17 protein-coding genes are annotated in these 15,739 nt (G+C 37.1%); 6 read left to right on the top strand and 11 right to left on the bottom strand.

From position 1 onward, the window contains the following. The first annotated feature begins 51 nt into the window (after positions 1-51). Both JM81_RS16905 and JM81_RS16900 read left to right on the top strand, forming a co-directional pair. Complete coding sequence (locus tag JM81_RS16905; RefSeq protein WP_089259696.1) at positions 52-615, top strand: thioredoxin family protein; 564 nt, start codon at positions 52-54, stop codon at positions 613-615. Positions 616-629: 14 nt separating this feature from the next. After that, positions 630-1,154 (top strand): GNAT family N-acetyltransferase, encoded by a 525-nt coding sequence (locus tag JM81_RS16900; protein WP_144805140.1) that lies wholly within the window; start codon positions 630-632, stop codon positions 1,152-1,154. On the opposite strand, the gene JM81_RS16895 is transcribed toward JM81_RS16900, so the two are convergent. Further along, positions 1,151-1,693, bottom strand: coding sequence for a YfiT family bacillithiol transferase (locus JM81_RS16895; RefSeq protein ID WP_144805138.1), 543 nt, complete (start codon positions 1,691-1,693; stop codon positions 1,151-1,153). The genes JM81_RS16900 and JM81_RS16895 overlap by 4 nt on opposite strands. A 106-nt stretch (positions 1,694-1,799) precedes the next feature. Here JM81_RS16895 and JM81_RS16890 point away from each other — a divergent pair, with 106 nt between their 5' ends. After that, on the top strand, positions 1,800-2,438 hold the full coding sequence (locus JM81_RS16890) for a peroxiredoxin (RefSeq protein ID WP_144805136.1): 639 nt from the start codon (positions 1,800-1,802) through the stop codon (positions 2,436-2,438). A 129-nt stretch (positions 2,439-2,567) separates the two neighbouring features. Continuing rightward, positions 2,568-2,762: a cold-shock protein gene (locus JM81_RS16885; protein WP_027064347.1), complete on the top strand. Its 195-nt coding sequence runs from the start codon at positions 2,568-2,570 to the stop codon at positions 2,760-2,762. Between the two features lie 337 nt (positions 2,763-3,099). On the opposite strand, the gene JM81_RS16880 is transcribed toward JM81_RS16885, so the two are convergent. Then, on the bottom strand, positions 3,100-4,032 hold the full coding sequence (locus JM81_RS16880) for a peptidylprolyl isomerase (RefSeq protein ID WP_089259692.1): 933 nt from the start codon (positions 4,030-4,032) through the stop codon (positions 3,100-3,102). A gap of 192 nt (positions 4,033-4,224) precedes the next feature. Between JM81_RS16880 and JM81_RS16875 the strand changes: the two genes are divergently transcribed. Further along, positions 4,225-5,367, top strand: coding sequence for an acyltransferase family protein (locus tag JM81_RS16875; RefSeq protein WP_144805134.1), 1,143 nt, complete (start codon positions 4,225-4,227; stop codon positions 5,365-5,367). Positions 5,368-5,415: 48 nt separating this feature from the next. Here JM81_RS16875 and JM81_RS16870 read toward each other — a convergent pair whose 3' ends face one another. Together JM81_RS16870 and JM81_RS16865 are read right to left on the bottom strand one after the other, a co-directional pair. Further along, the gene (locus JM81_RS16870) at positions 5,416-6,822 is read right to left on the bottom strand and encodes a M28 family peptidase (RefSeq protein WP_144805132.1); all 1,407 of its coding nucleotides are present in this window, start codon (positions 6,820-6,822) and stop codon (positions 5,416-5,418) included. Then, a complete protein-coding gene (locus JM81_RS16865) occupies positions 6,794-7,675 on the bottom strand; it encodes a PPK2 family polyphosphate kinase (RefSeq protein ID WP_144805130.1) in 882 nt (293 codons plus the stop codon). Before JM81_RS16865 ends, JM81_RS16870 begins: the two co-directional genes overlap by 29 nt. Positions 7,676-7,851: 176 nt before the next feature. Between JM81_RS16865 and JM81_RS16860 the strand changes: the two genes are divergently transcribed. Further along, positions 7,852-8,559 carry a hypothetical protein gene (locus JM81_RS16860; RefSeq protein WP_144805128.1) on the top strand — a complete coding sequence of 236 codons (708 nt, stop codon included), beginning with the start codon at positions 7,852-7,854 and terminating at the stop codon, positions 8,557-8,559. Positions 8,560-8,561: 2 nt separating this feature from the next. Here the strand turns inward: JM81_RS16860 and JM81_RS16855 are convergent, their stop codons facing one another. The 7 genes from JM81_RS16855 to JM81_RS16825 form a co-directional block, all read right to left on the bottom strand. Continuing rightward, positions 8,562-9,725 carry a sigma-54-dependent transcriptional regulator gene (locus tag JM81_RS16855; protein ID WP_089259687.1) on the bottom strand — a complete coding sequence of 388 codons (1,164 nt, stop codon included), beginning with the start codon at positions 9,723-9,725 and terminating at the stop codon, positions 8,562-8,564. Positions 9,726-9,737: 12 nt separating this feature from the next. Next, on the bottom strand, positions 9,738-10,637 hold the full coding sequence (locus JM81_RS16850) for a DUF6268 family outer membrane beta-barrel protein (protein WP_222430313.1): 900 nt from the start codon (positions 10,635-10,637) through the stop codon (positions 9,738-9,740). Beyond that, the gene (locus tag JM81_RS16845; protein ID WP_089259685.1) at positions 10,630-11,532 is read right to left on the bottom strand and encodes a mechanosensitive ion channel family protein; all 903 of its coding nucleotides are present in this window, start codon (positions 11,530-11,532) and stop codon (positions 10,630-10,632) included. Before JM81_RS16845 ends, JM81_RS16850 begins: the two co-directional genes overlap by 8 nt. Continuing rightward, positions 11,532-12,872 carry an ABC transporter permease gene (locus JM81_RS16840; RefSeq protein WP_144805124.1) on the bottom strand — a complete coding sequence of 447 codons (1,341 nt, stop codon included), beginning with the start codon at positions 12,870-12,872 and terminating at the stop codon, positions 11,532-11,534. The genes JM81_RS16845 and JM81_RS16840 overlap by 1 nt, the downstream gene beginning before the upstream one ends. Beyond that, entirely contained in the window at positions 12,865-13,803 is a 939-nt protein-coding gene (locus tag JM81_RS16835; protein ID WP_144805122.1) for an ABC transporter ATP-binding protein, read from the bottom strand. The genes JM81_RS16840 and JM81_RS16835 overlap by 8 nt, the downstream gene beginning before the upstream one ends. 234 nt (positions 13,804-14,037) lie before the next feature. Next, the gene (gene dnaJ, locus JM81_RS16830) at positions 14,038-15,150 is read right to left on the bottom strand and encodes a molecular chaperone DnaJ (protein ID WP_089259683.1); all 1,113 of its coding nucleotides are present in this window, start codon (positions 15,148-15,150) and stop codon (positions 14,038-14,040) included. A gap of 9 nt (positions 15,151-15,159) precedes the next feature. Continuing rightward, a complete protein-coding gene (locus JM81_RS16825; RefSeq protein WP_089259682.1) occupies positions 15,160-15,723 on the bottom strand; it encodes a nucleotide exchange factor GrpE in 564 nt (187 codons plus the stop codon). Between the last annotated feature and the right edge of the window lie 16 nt (positions 15,724-15,739).

Genomic DNA, 15,739 nt, shown 5'->3' with positions numbered 1-15,739 from the left:
AAAGCAAGCCTCAATAATTTCTTAACTTAGTACGATTAAATTTTAGTTTGTATGGCAAGAACAGAGAGTAACATGTTGGCTTTGGGAACCATAGCACCAGAATTTAGCTTATTGGATACCGTAAGCCAAAAAACCATGAACCTTCATACATTGACCGGTCCAGAGGGTACGGTAATTATGTTTATATGCAATCATTGCCCTTTTGTAATTCATGTGAACCCGGAAATAACTAAAATGGCAAAGGACTATCAAGAAAAGGGTATTGCATTTATTGCCATTTCCAGCAATGATATAGAGAAATATCCTGAAGATGCCCCTAATTATATGAGAATAAAGGCAAAAGCCGAAAACTATACGTTCCCCTATTTATATGACGAAGATCAGTCCGTTGCCAAAGAATATGATGCCGCCTGTACTCCAGATTTTTATCTTTTTGACAAAGGATTAAAGTTGGTATACCGTGGTCAACTAGATGGTTCCAGACCGGGTAACGATATACCGTTAACCGGAATGGACCTGAGGAGTGCAATGGACAATTTATTATCCGGTAAAGAGATTGATCCTAATCAAAAACCGAGTATAGGTTGCGGCATTAAATGGAAATCTGAAATCTAGTTTACGAGTAGACTATGGGCAACCTACATTTTCAGCCACTTACACCGTCCCTATATGATGATTACATTAAAGTAGGTACATTGGCTTACAATCAACATTATAAACATCTTTGGCCCAACGGAGATACCTACACGTATATTAAAAACAGCTTTACCGCAGAAGTATTATATAATGAGGAAAAGGACAAGAACACCAAATTGTTTTTAATAGTGAAACATACCCTGCCAATTGGTATTTTAAAACTTACAAATAATAAAAACTTTGCTCACTATAAGACTACCGAGACCCTTTTTTTGGATAAAATATATATTACCCAAGAATATACCGGTCAAGGCATAGGAAAGGCGGCTTTACAATTTGTAGAAGCAATGGCCAAAACCAAATCAAAAAAAGTCATCTTTTTGGAAGCCATGCAAAAAGGTAAGGCATTAAATTTCTATTTAGCTCAGGATTTTATGATCGTAGGAACTACCAAAGTACCTTTTGATATTGTTATAGAAGAAGAAAAACCAATGTATGTATTATCAAAGGAAATTTAATCTATCCACTTTTTCCTATCTATTAGGTTTTTGATATGTGCATAGTGGTGATTGCTATGCCAAGCATATTTTCCTAAATTCTCAGCGACGGAAACATTCATGTTCCCATCTGGATGAATATAACTTTTCTGATAATCCAAAGAAGAAATATGGGTCAACATATACACCAGTTTAGCGTGTATAGCGGTTAAATAGTTCAATGAAAGGGCTATAGGCGCACTTTTGGCATCAGTTAAATTACTCCAATCCTTTTCTTCATAGGCCTTGATCAGTGGTCTGTTTTCTGTTAATGCCCACTTAAACCGGGTGTAACTATGATGATGGCTATCCGCAAGGTGATGAATTACCTGTCTAACCGTCCAGCCGCCGTCTCGGTAAGGAGTATCCAATTGTTGCTCGTTTAAATCCTTGACCAGTTCATGCAATTTTTTCGGTAAATTATCCAACACGGAAATCCACCTATCAATATCTTCCTTGGATATTTCTTTTGGACACTCAAAATGCCCTATAGGATACTTTAATTTTTCTAACTCTTCCATTAGCTAAATGTAAAAAATTTTAATAGACTTTTAACCAAAAATCTAAAGTGCCCCCTTAATAATCTAGTAACTTTATAGGATAAAACATTATTTAAAAAAAAGTACAATGGCAACAATACGATTAGGGGACAAAGCACCCGATTTTACAGCAGATAGTTCAATGGGAACCATTAATCTTTATGACTATTTAGGAGATAGTTGGGGGATATTATTTTCTCACCCGGCAGATTTTACCCCGGTTTGCACCACTGAATTGGGAACGGCATCTAAATTCAAGGATGAGTTTGACAAGCGTAATGTTAAAATGTTGGCGCTTAGTGTAGATGGTGCGGCTTCCCATGCAGAATGGATAAAGGATATTAATGAAGTACAAAATACGGTCGTTAATTTTCCGATTATAGCAGATGAAGACAAAAAGGTTTCTGACCTGTATGATATGATCCACCCAAATGCGGACAATAATTTGACCGTACGCTCAGTATTTATTATTGCTCCTGACAAAACGGTAAAACTTACCTTGACCTATCCTGCTTCTACAGGAAGAAATTTTTATGAGCTTTTAAGAGTGATTGATTCCTTGCAACTTACTGTATATCATAAAGTTGCAACACCGGCCAATTGGGAAAACGGTAAAGATGTTGTAGTGAGTCCTGCAATTTCAACTGCAGATGCAAAGGAATTATTTTCCAAAGGAGTAACGGAAGTTAAACCATATCTAAGGATGACTCCAGATCCTACCGCTTAAGCTCAAAAAACGGTTCATAGTCAATTAGTTAAGCACATTTGTTTAACCTTAAGATAACGTGTAAGAATATTACTTATTAAATAATTAAATACTATATTTGCCCTTTAATTAATATTTAATTTTTCTATTATGAGTAAAGGAACAGTAAAATTCTTCAATGATTCCAAAGGTTACGGATTTATCACTGAAGATGGTTCAAACGAAGATCATTTTGTACACATTTCTGGCTTAATCGATGAAGTTCGAGAAGGTGATGTTGTGGAATTTGAACTACAACAAGGTAAAAAAGGATTAAACGCCGTTAATGTGAAGGTAATTGACTAGGTAACGATTTAACTTTTTTATAGTATGAAACCCGATTCTATGGAATCGGGTTTTTTTATTAAAAAAAATACTTTTTTACGCAACCATTACTTGCCTTACGCATCTACCAATAAACACCTGTAGTTCCCCAAACTTAAATAATTAACTATGAATATATTTTTAACCGTACTATTGGTATTATTGATTGTCAACGTAGCATTGATCTTAGGAAGTTTTGCTACTAGAAAAAAGTAAAGCCTATTCCTTTTTTATTGCGCATTCTTTACTAGAAAACTACACATAAAAAAACACCTATATCTTTAGACATAGGTGTTGATTATATTAGATGTATTTAAGCTTATCCTACTTTCATCAATTCAACGTCAAAAATCAAAGTAGCATTCGGTGGAATTACCCCACCTGCGCCTGCAGCGCCATAAGCCAGATCAGATGGTATAACAAAACGTGCTTTATCACCAACTTGCAATAAGGCAATACCTTCATCCCATCCCGGTATAACTTGACCAATTCCCAACTGAAAATCAATGGGAGAATTACGTTTGTATGAAGAGTCAAAAACCTGTCCGTTCAATAGGGAACCTTCATAATGTACGGAAACCTGTTTCCCTTTTTCCGCTTTTGCCCCATCTCCTTTTTGAATCATTTTATAACGTAATCCAGAAGCTGTAGAATCAAAACCGGCAGAAACTTTATCAAGTTCAGCTTTTTGCTTTGCCTTTTCCGCTGCCAAACGTGCCTCACCTTCAGCATTGAAGTCTTTGAACGCTTTTAACGCATCCCATCTTTCGGCTTCTTCCCCAATCCTTACAATTTCCAAAGAATCTATCTTATCATCTTGAGCAATGGCGTCCACTACTTCCTGACCGCTGGCTACAGCTCCAAATACGGTATGTTTGTTATCTAACCAAGGGGTTGGCCCATGTGTAATAAAAAACTGGCTTCCATTTGTGCCGGGGCCAGAATTTGCCATGGACAATACACCTGGGGCGTCATGTTTAAGGTCCGGGTGAAATTCATCATCGAACTTATAACCGGCATCTCCCGTACCACGACCTAAAGGACATCCACCCTGTATCATAAAATCTGGGATTACCCTATGAAATTTTAAACCATTATAAAATGGTTCGCCTTCGCTTTTTGCGCTATTTTCCATTTTACCTTCAGCCAAAGCCACAAAATTACCCACTGTTCCAGGAGTCTTTTCATGTGTTAATTTTACTAATATCTCGCCTTTGCTCGTATTGAACTTGGCATAAATTCCATCTTCCATTATACTGATTTTTAATATCGGGCAAAGGTAAAGAAATTTTACCGTTCGTGAATTTGAGCTGAACAAAACCCAATTATAATATCCTATTAAAAAGAAGATGAACCAATTTATTTATACTTCTGTCGAGAAGAATAAATTATTGTTCAAAATATAGCGTTGTTTGTTTTCTTATACAAAACGCATCATTTTAGTATGGCTGTAAAACAACGTATTTACCAAATTGATTTATTACGATTTGTTGCCGCAGTTGGCATAATGTTAGTGCATTATTTATATAGGGGGTTTAAAGCGGACAACCTAACGAATTTGAGCTTTTTGGAACTTGCAGGGGAATGGGTAAAGTATTGTGCCGTGTTCATTGACCTATTTTTCATAATAAGTGGTTTTGTTATTGCATTATCGGTCGCCAATAAATCGGTTACCTATTTTTTTAAATCTCGTGTAGTACGCCTGTTTTCTGTATACTGGCTTTGTGCCCTAATTACTTATCTGGTCACCGTATTTTATGGAGCCCCAAGGTTTACGGCAACATTTGGACAATTTCTTTTCAATTTAACCCTTTTACAGGATTTCTTCGATATAGAACGCCTAGACGGGGCGTATTGGACCATGTCCGTAGAATTAAGGTTCTATGCTCTGGCACTTGGATATCTAATTCTTTACAGGTATAAACAAGTGAAAATTGCAACAATTGCCTATATATGGTTAGGGTTAACCGTTATTTATCCACTAGTACAGAACTTATTGGTTTTTAAGGTACTTAACCTCTTTCTTATGTTTCAATGGTCGCCTGCTTTCATTGCCGGTATGTTGATGGCGGATATCTACAAAACCAAGAAAGTAAATCTCAAGAATGGCATTGCCCTTGCCGTATGTTTTGCATTATCCTGTTTTCACCGATTGATATATGCCAAAATGGCTATGGTCATTTATAACGAAACGTTCTCTGAAGCTTTAATAGTTGCTGTAATGTTCGGTGCTTATGGTATTATGTTATTAGTCATCCTAGGAGGTTTAAAATGGATGAACAAACCTTACTTTTTATATTTGGGCATAATGACCTATCCGTTATACTTATTGCACCAACGTATAGGGTATATCATCTTTAATAACCTTATGGATTACATGAACAAGTATGTGATATTGGTAGGCACCATAACCCTAATGATTACCGTATCCTTTTTGATCGTAAGATATATAGCTGGTCCTTTGTCCAATTTCATGGAAAAGTATCTTGGAAAGGTAATTGATTATGTATTGGGCATTAAATGGAAATCTGACTCTTTACCAAAATCGGAAATTGAAAATATTCCAGGTAAACTTTCGGATAAATAAGTTGGATTTCTTATACAACTTAAGGTACTGACAACTTTGCTCTAAATTTTAGTCTATACCATATTTATCTACCAAATATATTAAACTTGTCATGGTAGCGGCTCCCAATTGTAGTTCTCGTTTGTTCACTTGTTCAAAGATGTCATTTTCTGCATGGTGATAATCAAAGTAACGCTGTGAATCTGGCCGTAGACCTGCCAAGACTATCTTCTCGTTCGTTATTTTTTTTAGCGGTCCAATATCGGCACCTCCAAAACCTTTTTCAAAATAGTGAACAAGGTAAGGTTTAAACAAAGTCTTCCAAGCCTCTATGTGTTGAACCGCATTGTCCGATCCATCAATGGTAAATCCTCTAGGTGTAAAACCACCAGAATCACTTTCAAGTGCAAAAATATGATGCTCCTTGCCTGTACTTGCCCATTCCGCATATTTGTTACCACCCCGTAATCCGTTTTCTTCGTTCATAAAAAGAACGGCCCGGATTGTGCGTTTTGGCCTATATCCGGTTTTCTTAAAAAGATTAAGTACTTCCATACTTTGAACGCACCCAGCACCATCATCATGTGAACCGTCTCCCAAATCCCAAGAATCTAAATGTCCGCCTACTACAATAACTTCATTAGGTAATGTACTGCCGGTTATTTCCCCTATAACGTTATACGACTCAACGTCTTGAAACTGTTTACAATTTTGTTTGAAATAAAAATTAATGTCCGGATTTAATTTTAACGATGTACTTAATAGCTCCGCACCATTGGTACTGATGGCCGCTGCTGGAATTCTTTCATTTACCGGTTGGTCACCATACCCCATTGAACCGGTATGGGGAAAGTCATCTAAACGCAAATTCATAGAACGGACAATTACCCCTACTGCCCCATACTTGGAAGCTTCCATGGCCCCTGCGTAACGTTGATCCACACAATTGGAATAAGCATCAAAAGTATTAACGGAGGTAGGATCCATAGGTTTATTGAAAAACACGATTTTGCCCTCTATACCTTTTTTACCAAGCTGTTCCAAACCTTCAATACCGGTTACTTCAACTATTTTGGCCTTTAATCCTTTTGGTGGTGTGGCCACTGACCCTCCAAGAGCACATATGGCAACATTGGTGGTCATACCGGGAGTGGTTTCGTAATATGCGAATTCAGGGGTACCCCTAACCCATTTTGGGACCATTACAGGCTGCAGCCATACATTGTCCAGCCCAAGGGAATCTAATTGCGACTTGGTATAATCAACTGCCTGTTGGGCCTGCACAGACCCTGACAACCTGCCACCTATTTGATTGGAAATGTAATTCAACCAGTTGTAACCGGTTCCATTGATCAAAGCCGTATCATAAAAAGCCTTAATTTGTTCCTGATCGCTTTGCTGTGCATTGGAACTACCTGCATAAATAAAAACCAATAAACAGAAAAGCTTAACCCTCACGTTGTAGTTGTTCTTCATAGGAATCTAAATTAGCCATAATTTTGTCGCTTAACATAGGCTCCTTGATATCTTTATATTTTTTTAACGATTTTAATAGGATAGACGCTACTATTACCCTTGCCGCCTTTTTATTATCTGCGGGTATGGAAAACCAGGGAGCATGCTCTTTTGTAGTTCTTGAAATAGCCTCCTCGTAACATTTTTGATAAACGGACCACAACTTTCTTTCCTTTAGGTCTCCCGGAGAAAATTTCCAATGCTTATCCTTAACGGCAAGCCTGCGCAATAATCGTTGACGTTGTTCTTCTTTGGATAGATTTAAAAAGAACTTATAGATCAATGTTCCGTTCTCCGCCAAGTGCCGTTCAAAATCATTGATTTGTTCAAATCTTTTGTCCCAGAATTTCTGGTCAATGTCCTCCACGGAGTGAATGCCCGGTATATGTTCGTTTAAGATATATTCCGGATGAACCCTAGTCACCAAAACATTTTCATAATGCGTTCTATTAAAGACCCCAAATTTGCCCTTAGCGGGCAAGGCTATATAATGTCTCCAAAGATAATTATGGCTCAATTCCAATTCCGTAGGCACTTTAAAACTATGCACCTCTACTCCACTGACATTAAAGTCCTTAAAAACTTCACGGATCAAACTATCCTTTCCGGCAGTATCCATGCCTTGTAGACATACCAAAATGCTATACTTGTCATGGGCGTAAATGGTGTCCTGAAATTCACCTAACTCCCTTCGTATAACAGCCAGTTCTTTTTTTAGTTCTTTATCCGTTTTACCAAAATCTTCAAAAGTTGGAGCCTTCGCCAACTTAAAATCGGCATTGGCCCTATATGTATCTATTGCTATTTTATCCATACCGAAATATAAAGTTTAAATCTCATAGATACCAAATCTTATTGCACATGACTTTGTACAGAGGATCCGTTAATCGTATTACATGGGTATTGTATCGAAAATAATAGAAATTAGCCACCACAATTTTTAAATTTAAAGTTGTAAAGTCCCAAATTTTACAATCCTAAAACCTACCAATGAAGAAATATGCCTATATATTCTGCACCTCCTGCATACTATTACTGTCTTCCTTTAGCTCAAATTTAGATTGCGAGTATGCAAATTCCAACATGGCTTTTGCCAAAGCACGTATTGTTGAAGCCTTACAAACCGAGGATATAAACAAAGCTAGATTCTATTCCTATAAGGCCCTTAATGTACTTGAGAAATCTAAAATGCAATTGGATCAATGTGGATGCACCCTTGCAAGGGAAAAAATGGAAGAAAATCTAGAGAATTTAATAGCCGCCACAAAATCTACCACATTAATCGGTACACAAAATTTCTTAAAAAAATCTTTATCAATTACGGAAGACACCATGGTCGTACTTGCTGAACATAATACCCATAACAGCATTTATACAAATGATCTTTTGGCCATGAATACTAATGTAAAACCAACGGAACACAAAATTCCTACGATAGTAAAGGAGCCCTCAAGCCTAACCGAAAAGATTGATCAGTCTCTGGAAAAATATAGAATATCGTTGAACAAAGTTGTAGAAACCGTTGATTGTAAGGAAGCTTATGTTTTTGCCAAAAGAATATTTGACGAGTGCGAACAACAGCTTTTAAAAACAGATTTGTCCTATGGTAGTAAATACTATAATTTAAGGACAAAAGAAATTACCCAACAAGCATTGAACAAATTGGGTAATTGTGCTAAAATTGTAGAGAGTAAATAATCTTACTTACTGGCAAATAGTTTTACATCATCCTCTGACACATTTTGTCCACCAAGGATAATTAAGCGTTCCACTACATTTCTAAGTTCTCTTATATTTCCAGTCCAATCATAGGCTTTTAAAAGTTTGACCGCCCCGTCTGAAAATGTTTTGGTTGCCATACCCTGTTCTTCACAGATTTTCTTTGAAAAGTGTTCGATCAGCAAAGGAATATCGTCCCTTCTATCATTTAAACTTGGAACTTGTATCAAGATAACCGCTAATCTATGGTAAAGATCCTCTCTAAAATTACCTTCTTCTATTTCCTTTTTTAAGTCTTTGTTGGTAGCTGCAATGACCCTAACATCTACTTTAATATCCTTATCCGTACCAACCCTAGAGATTTTACTTTCCTGTAAGGCCCTTAAAACTTTTGCTTGGGCAGAAAGGCTCATATCCCCTATTTCGTCCAAAAATATTGTTCCCTTGTTAGCAGCTTCAAACTTACCCGCACGATCCTTTACAGCAGAGGTGAACGCCCCTTTAACATGACCAAAAAGCTCACTTTCAATAAGTTCCGACGGAATGGCCGCGCAATTTACCTCTATAAACGCCGCGCTACTTCTTCCACTTTTTTCATGGATCCAATGGGCCACCAGCTCTTTACCCGTTCCGTTAGACCCGGTAATCAATACCCGGGCATCTGTAGGGGCAACTTTCTCTATCATACCCTTGATCGTACTGATTTCATTACTCTCCCCGATCATTTCATAATTCTTGCTGACCTTTTTCTTTAATTTTTTATTTTCTACCACCAATACCTTTCTATCCAAAGCATTTCTTACCGTAGTCAACAACCTATTTAGATCTGGCGGTTTGGATATGTAATCAAACGCTCCTAAACGCATGGTATTTACAGCGGTGTCAAGATCACCATGACCAGAAATCATAATAAACGGAATCTCAGGTTTTATCTTTCTGGCCGCTTCAAGTACCTCAACACCATCCATCTTTGGCATTTTTATATCACATAGCACCAGATCATAATCATTGCTTTTAATCGTTTCTATTCCTTTGAGGCCATCCTCCGCTTCTTCAACGGAATAAGCATCGTTTTCTTCACTAAGGATTTTTACCAATACCCTTCTAATTGCCGCTTCATCTTCAATTACCAAAATTTTTGACATACTGTTATTTTTTTAAATTCCAATTCTAAAGCCAGTTCTAAAATAAAGCCCCGCTTCATCATTTAATGTAAATATATCATTCCTTTCCTGATCACGTAATACCCCGTTCTGAAATAAGGAATGACCTCCTATAAGGTAAACGGACATATCTTTCGTTATCTTATATTGATATCCTAGGGTCAATAATAATGCCGTAGATGATACATCTGTTGACAAATTATTTCCTGGAAGCAAAATATTGTTCTGAATGTTTACATAATACCCGTCCAAAAAAAGCTCAGTCTGAAAAAAGTGTCCCTTTTTAGTAAAATACTTCATCCCGGATTTTGGTGCTCCCAATACATAGGACCAATTTTTATGAAATCGTTTTTCAAAGTATAAAAAGGGTAAGGGTACATCTATAGGCGAAGTTCCATTATAGGAAAGGCCCATTACCAATATATAAGGCTTCTCTACATCCTTGATGTTTTTATACGCCCCGGCCGTTAGGTTGACATTAAAATCCTCTTGTTGTAATTCTTCCACAAAATTAGAGGACCATCTTGGTGTAACCACACCCACCAAACGCCAATTTTCACTAAGCTTATACATATAGGCCAAATTGACATCCACAACATGAAATTTATTGATATCATCCGCATTAGGGAATAAATTGTCCGGAACTTCAAAATTGTACCGATTATATTCCGCCCCCAGAACGACATAATCTTTCTTGTCACGAACTGCCAAAGGTACGTTCAGCACCAGTTTAATACGTGAAGTTTCTACATTGGCACTATTGTCCGGCATCAACATATACTCTATTCTAAAAACATCTGGTGTTTGGCCAAACGTATAGAATGTAAAAAACATGGTAATGGAAAAAAATATTCTTGCCAAGAGCTTGTTACAAGCATTTATCCTGCTACTCATTCCGTAAAGTGCCTTGTTGATAAATATGGACATCCCTTTGGGGAAAAGGTATCGTTACCTTATGCTTTCTAAATTCGGCATCAATTTTATACCTTAATTCACTTTTAATACGCGGTACCGAAAAACTATCGGTGATATAAAAATTAAGAACAAAGATCAATGCAGAATCACCAAAATCTTCAAAAATCACAAAAGGCTTGGGACTCTTTAACACATTTCGATGCGATTTTATGACCTCTAGCAATAGCCGTGTTACCAACTCTACATCACTTCCGTATGCGACACCTATTTGTATAGATTCTCTGGTAGTTTTATGATTTTGGGTATAGTTGTAGACAATATCACTTATAAACTTATGGTTAGGAATAATAATGACCTTATCATCCCTGGTTACTGCCCTTGTAGTCCTTAATTTTATTTCAAAAACCTTACCTACCTTATTATCTATTTCTATAATATCACCCACTCTGAGCGATTTATCAACGATAATGAAAATTCCTCCGATAATATCCTGAAAAATTTCCTGTAAAGCCAAACCTAGACCTACGAACAATGCAGCGGATGCAGTAATCAATATGGTAATATTAATACCTGCGGCGCTCATGGTGAATAAGATGACCACAACATATACCAAGTACTTAATGAACTTAAAAATACTGATGAACTTAAGCTTGTCATCAGTTTCCATATTCCTGGTAAAAAATCTTCTTATACCCTGCAATACGGTACTTGTAAGTAAAAAGGCAATGGTTAACAAAAGTAGAAGTCCGACCGTAATATGTATGGATTTTTCTCCTTCGCCAAATTGATAACCAAGGTCAAGAAATTTCTTTATGGTACCCCAGACATCATCTTCAATGATATCCTTTATTTTTTCGGTACCTTCTTGTATCATTAAGAATATTTGAGCCATTTGAACAAATCTTTATAACTAGGCTTTTTGCCGTACATAAGGATACCAACCCTATATATTTTAGCTGCAACCCACACTATACCAATAAATGTAGCTATTAATATTAAGATAGAACTAATCAATTGCCAAACAGGCACGCCGCCTTCACCAATACCCCATGGCAAACGCATGAGCATTACAATTGGGGAGGTCAACGGAAAAAGGGAAAAGGCTACCGCAATTGGACCGTTAGGATTGCTAAATACGGAAAAGAAACCTACGTAAATAGCCAGCATTAACGGCAAAATTACCGGGAATATAAATTGTTGGGTATCCGTTTCATTATCTACTGCTGCCCCTATAGCCGCATAAATAGAACTGTATATTAAATATCCCAGTACAAAATAGATGATAAAGAAAATCAACATGGCCAAGATAGGAATCTCAAAAATTTCCTGGGCATATAGTTGAATATTTTGGGTAACGCTATCTACATCCATACCTGTACCATTGCCCATGGTCTGTGGCATACCCCCTTTTGTCAAGGCAGAAGGATCAATGTCAAAAATAGCCAAGCCAATGAACAACAAAATTACACCGGAAACGATCCAAATACCAAATTGGGTAATACCCGCCAACGAGGTTCCAATAATTTTACCCATCATTAGATGAAAAGGCTTTACGGATGATATAATGACTTCAATAATACGGCTGGTCTTTTCTTCTATGACACTACGCATTACAAATCCTCCATAGATAATGATGAACATCATTATTAAATAACCGAATGCGCCACCTATTACCGCTTTAATCTCATTGATTCCCTTAATATTCTGCAGCCCATCAAACGTCTCTATGTTAAGGTTATAGCTACGATCCATTTCTGCATATTCTTTTGGGGAGAGACCCAGTTCTCTTAAACGCTCCTGTCGTAATCTACTGGTGATCACATTTTCCAATTTTTCTAGTATCGATGCGCTTGGCGCATCCTTGCTATAAAAAAATGCACGTTGCGCCACACGCTCCAAATTGGGTTCTTCCGGTAAATATACCAATCCATAATATCCCAAGCTTAGCGTAGAATCTTTTGCCTGAGCCAAAGAAATATCCCTAAAATTAACATAGGAAGTAGCTTCAGTGGCTACAAATTCATTAGCAAAATACCCACTTTCGTTCAAGACCGCAATTATTCTTTTCTCATTGTCGTTCAACTGGGTTAGATAGGTAATCAACAAAATCATGCCCACCATTAAAATTGGACTTAAAAATGTCATGATTACGAAAGACTTGTTTCTAACCTTTGCCAAATACTCTCTTTTAATTATCAGCGGCAATTTATTCATGGGATAAATTTCTTTTTTGGATGGTCTGAATAAATATATCATTAGCCGATGGAATGGTTTCTACAAAACCATTTACATTGGCCTTTTGACCTAAATAATTTAAAATTTCCCTAGAATCATTAGAGGGTAATTGAACGGAAATATTCAATTGGCTCTCTTTACTGTCATATTCATGGGTCAAGACTTTGTATTTTTGTTGTAGGTCCTCTAACAAACCATTGGCACCCGTGCTCTCCAATCCTATCTTAAAAATATTATTCTTATAGGCTTTTTTGATTTCTGACAATTTACCATCCAGAATTTTTTCTGATTTATGAATCAATGCTATATACTCGCACAACTCTTCCACAGATTCCATACGGTGTGTAGAAAATATTATGGAGGTCCCATTTTCCTTTAATGCCAAAATTTGTTCTTTGATTATATTGGCATTGATAGGATCAAATCCGCTAAATGGTTCATCAAATATTAATAATTTAGGTTCATGGAGGACAGTTACAACAAATTGTATTTTTTGGGCCATACCTTTGGATAGTTCCTGTATCTTTTTATTCCACCAATCACCAATTTCCAATTTTTCAAACCAGAATTTCAATCGTTTTTTTGCTTCAGCCTTGGACAAACCTTTTAACTGTGCAAGATATAGAGCTTGCTCCCCAACTTTCATGCTCTTATATAGACCTCTTTCCTCTGGCAAATATCCTATTTGTGCAATATGTTCCGGTTTTAAAGGTTCCCCATCAAAAAAAACCGACCCTTGATCAGGATAGGTTATTTGATTAATGATACGTATTAGGGTAGTCTTACCGGCACCGTTAGGGCCAAGCAATCCATAAATACTGTTTTTTGGAATATCTAGGGAAACGTCTTTTAAAGCTAAATGGTCACCATAGCGTTTTGTGACATTAGTAGCTACCAAAATGTTGTTCATGTAAGCAATTTGTTCAAAGATATTGAATTGTTTTGACTACCTATATTCTTTATGAATCCTTTATAGTCAAATATTTTATGCTAAATAATTGATAAACAGCAACCTTATAAAAAGCAAAACCCACCCTCAATAAATCAAGGATGGGAAAAAAATTGCTATGAAAAAGAAAATTAATATTGGTTGCCCAATATTATCTCAAATATACGTTTTTTATTTAAAAACAATCTAAAATACCTAAGAGAACATATCTTTAACTTTTTCAAAAAAAGATTTGTCAGATTTCTCCGGTCTAGGCTCAAAATTATCGTTGCCGTTCATTTTTTCAAAAAACTCACGTTGTTCCTTATTCAATTCTTTTGGCGTCCATACATTTACGTGTACTAACAAATCTCCAGAACCATAACCGTTCAGGCTAGTAATCCCCTTACCTCGTAATCTCAAGATTTTTCCGGACTGTATACCAGGTTCTAACTTAATGCGTACTTTACCGCCAACGGCATCTATTTCCTTTGAAGTTCCCAGTACTGCCTCTGAAATACTCACATAAAGATCATAATGAAGATTGTCTCCTTCACGCTTTAAGGTACTATGCTCCTGGGTCTCAATAGCCACCAATAAATCTCCAGGCACACCATTGCCCGGTGCATCATTACCTTTATTGGGTACTTTAAGCTGCATACCATCCTCAACACCGGCAGGTATGTTTATGGAAACTGTCTCTTCCGTAACCTTAAGTCCTTGGGCATCCGCATCATTTGGTTTACTGTCCAAAATTTGACCACTACCGCCACATGCACTACAAACCGCTGCGGTCTGCATTCTCCCCAAGATGGTATTCTGTATTTTGGTCACCTGTCCCCTACCACCACATGTACTACATGTTTTATAGGTTACACCTTCTGCCTGAACCTTTCTTCTAACCTTTACCTTTTTCTCTACACCATTGGCAACTTCTTCCAAACTAAGGGTTACCCTAATGCGCAAATTACTACCCTTGGTCCTGCGTTGACCGCCACCGCCGCCAAAACCGCTAAAGCCACCGCCACCAAAGCCTCCGAAGATATCACCAAACTGACTGAAGATATCATCCATATTCATACCGCCGCCGCCAAAACCGCCGCCACCTTCAAAGGCGCGATGTCCAAACTGGTCGTAACGTGCTTTTTTATCCGGGTCGCTCAAAACCTCATAAGCCTCGGCAGACTTTTTGAACATTTCCTCTGCCTCACTATCACCTGGGTTTTTATCCGGGTGGTATTGCAGCGCTTTTTTACGGTATGCTTTTTTTATTTCAGCGGCAGAAGCACTCTTACTAATGCCCAATACCTCATAATAATCTTCCTTCATGCCAATTTTTTAATTTCCTACTACAACTTTTGGATGTCTAATAATACGGTCACCCAATGAAAAACCTTTTTCGATGACATCAATGATCTTACCTTTCATTTTTTCATCCGGTGCAGGTATCTGTGTAATTGCCTCATGTATTTCAGCATCAAAAACATCACCCGTATTTACCTCAAGCATTTGTAATCCTTTGGATTTTAATGTTTCCCTAAGTTTTACATTAATCAGCTCAATACCTTTGAACATCTCTTCATCATCAGATTTTGCCAATTCTTTCATTGCCCTGTCAAAATCGTCCAATACAGGTAATAACGACACAATTACTTCTTGACCGGCAGTCTTGAACAAATCCATTCGCTCTTTTGAAGTACGTTTTTTGTAGTTTTCAAATTCAGCGAACAACCTTAAAAATTTATCCTTTTCTTTAGCCAAATCTTCCCTTAGCACCTCTTCTTCTGTACGCTCCTCAACATTTTCCACATCTTCAAGTGTTGCTTCTTGCTCATTTATATCATCTTCTTGAATCTCATTTTCCAAGAATTCATCATCCAAAGTGTTTTCTTTATCACTCATATTTTTCCTAATATTT

Origin of the sequence: Maribacter sp. MAR_2009_72 (genome assembly GCF_007827235.1) — a bacterium.
Lineage (GTDB): Bacteria > Bacteroidota > Bacteroidia > Flavobacteriales > Flavobacteriaceae > Maribacter > Maribacter sedimenticola.
Note: the sequence above shows the minus strand (reverse complement) of the source record. Positions and strands in the feature narration are given on the sequence as shown.

What these genes read in the sequence shown, in the direction of transcription:
- JM81_RS16905 (WP_089259696.1), top strand. Translation starts at nt 52, where the DNA reads ATGGCAAGAACAGAGAGTAACATGTTGGCTTTGGGAACCATAGCACCA.
- JM81_RS16900 (WP_144805140.1), top strand. Translation starts at nt 630, where the DNA reads ATGGGCAACCTACATTTTCAGCCACTTACACCGTCCCTATATGATGAT.
- JM81_RS16895 (WP_144805138.1), bottom strand. Translation starts at nt 1,693, where the DNA reads ATGGAAGAGTTAGAAAAATTAAAGTATCCTATAGGGCATTTTGAGTGT.
- JM81_RS16890 (WP_144805136.1), top strand. Translation starts at nt 1,800, where the DNA reads ATGGCAACAATACGATTAGGGGACAAAGCACCCGATTTTACAGCAGAT.
- JM81_RS16885 (WP_027064347.1), top strand. Translation starts at nt 2,568, where the DNA reads ATGAGTAAAGGAACAGTAAAATTCTTCAATGATTCCAAAGGTTACGGA.
- JM81_RS16880 (WP_089259692.1), bottom strand. Translation starts at nt 4,032, where the DNA reads ATGGAAGATGGAATTTATGCCAAGTTCAATACGAGCAAAGGCGAGATA.
- JM81_RS16875 (WP_144805134.1), top strand. Translation starts at nt 4,225, where the DNA reads ATGGCTGTAAAACAACGTATTTACCAAATTGATTTATTACGATTTGTT.
- JM81_RS16870 (WP_144805132.1), bottom strand. Translation starts at nt 6,822, where the DNA reads ATGAAGAACAACTACAACGTGAGGGTTAAGCTTTTCTGTTTATTGGTT.
- JM81_RS16865 (WP_144805130.1), bottom strand. Translation starts at nt 7,675, where the DNA reads ATGGATAAAATAGCAATAGATACATATAGGGCCAATGCCGATTTTAAG.
- JM81_RS16860 (WP_144805128.1), top strand. Translation starts at nt 7,852, where the DNA reads ATGAAGAAATATGCCTATATATTCTGCACCTCCTGCATACTATTACTG.
- JM81_RS16855 (WP_089259687.1), bottom strand. Translation starts at nt 9,725, where the DNA reads ATGTCAAAAATTTTGGTAATTGAAGATGAAGCGGCAATTAGAAGGGTA.
- JM81_RS16850 (WP_222430313.1), bottom strand. Translation starts at nt 10,637, where the DNA reads ATGAGTAGCAGGATAAATGCTTGTAACAAGCTCTTGGCAAGAATATTT.
- JM81_RS16845 (WP_089259685.1), bottom strand. Translation starts at nt 11,532, where the DNA reads ATGATACAAGAAGGTACCGAAAAAATAAAGGATATCATTGAAGATGAT.
- JM81_RS16840 (WP_144805124.1), bottom strand. Translation starts at nt 12,872, where the DNA reads ATGAATAAATTGCCGCTGATAATTAAAAGAGAGTATTTGGCAAAGGTT.
- JM81_RS16835 (WP_144805122.1), bottom strand. Translation starts at nt 13,803, where the DNA reads ATGAACAACATTTTGGTAGCTACTAATGTCACAAAACGCTATGGTGAC.
- dnaJ (WP_089259683.1), bottom strand. Translation starts at nt 15,150, where the DNA reads ATGAAGGAAGATTATTATGAGGTATTGGGCATTAGTAAGAGTGCTTCT.
- JM81_RS16825 (WP_089259682.1), bottom strand. Translation starts at nt 15,723, where the DNA reads ATGAGTGATAAAGAAAACACTTTGGATGATGAATTCTTGGAAAATGAG.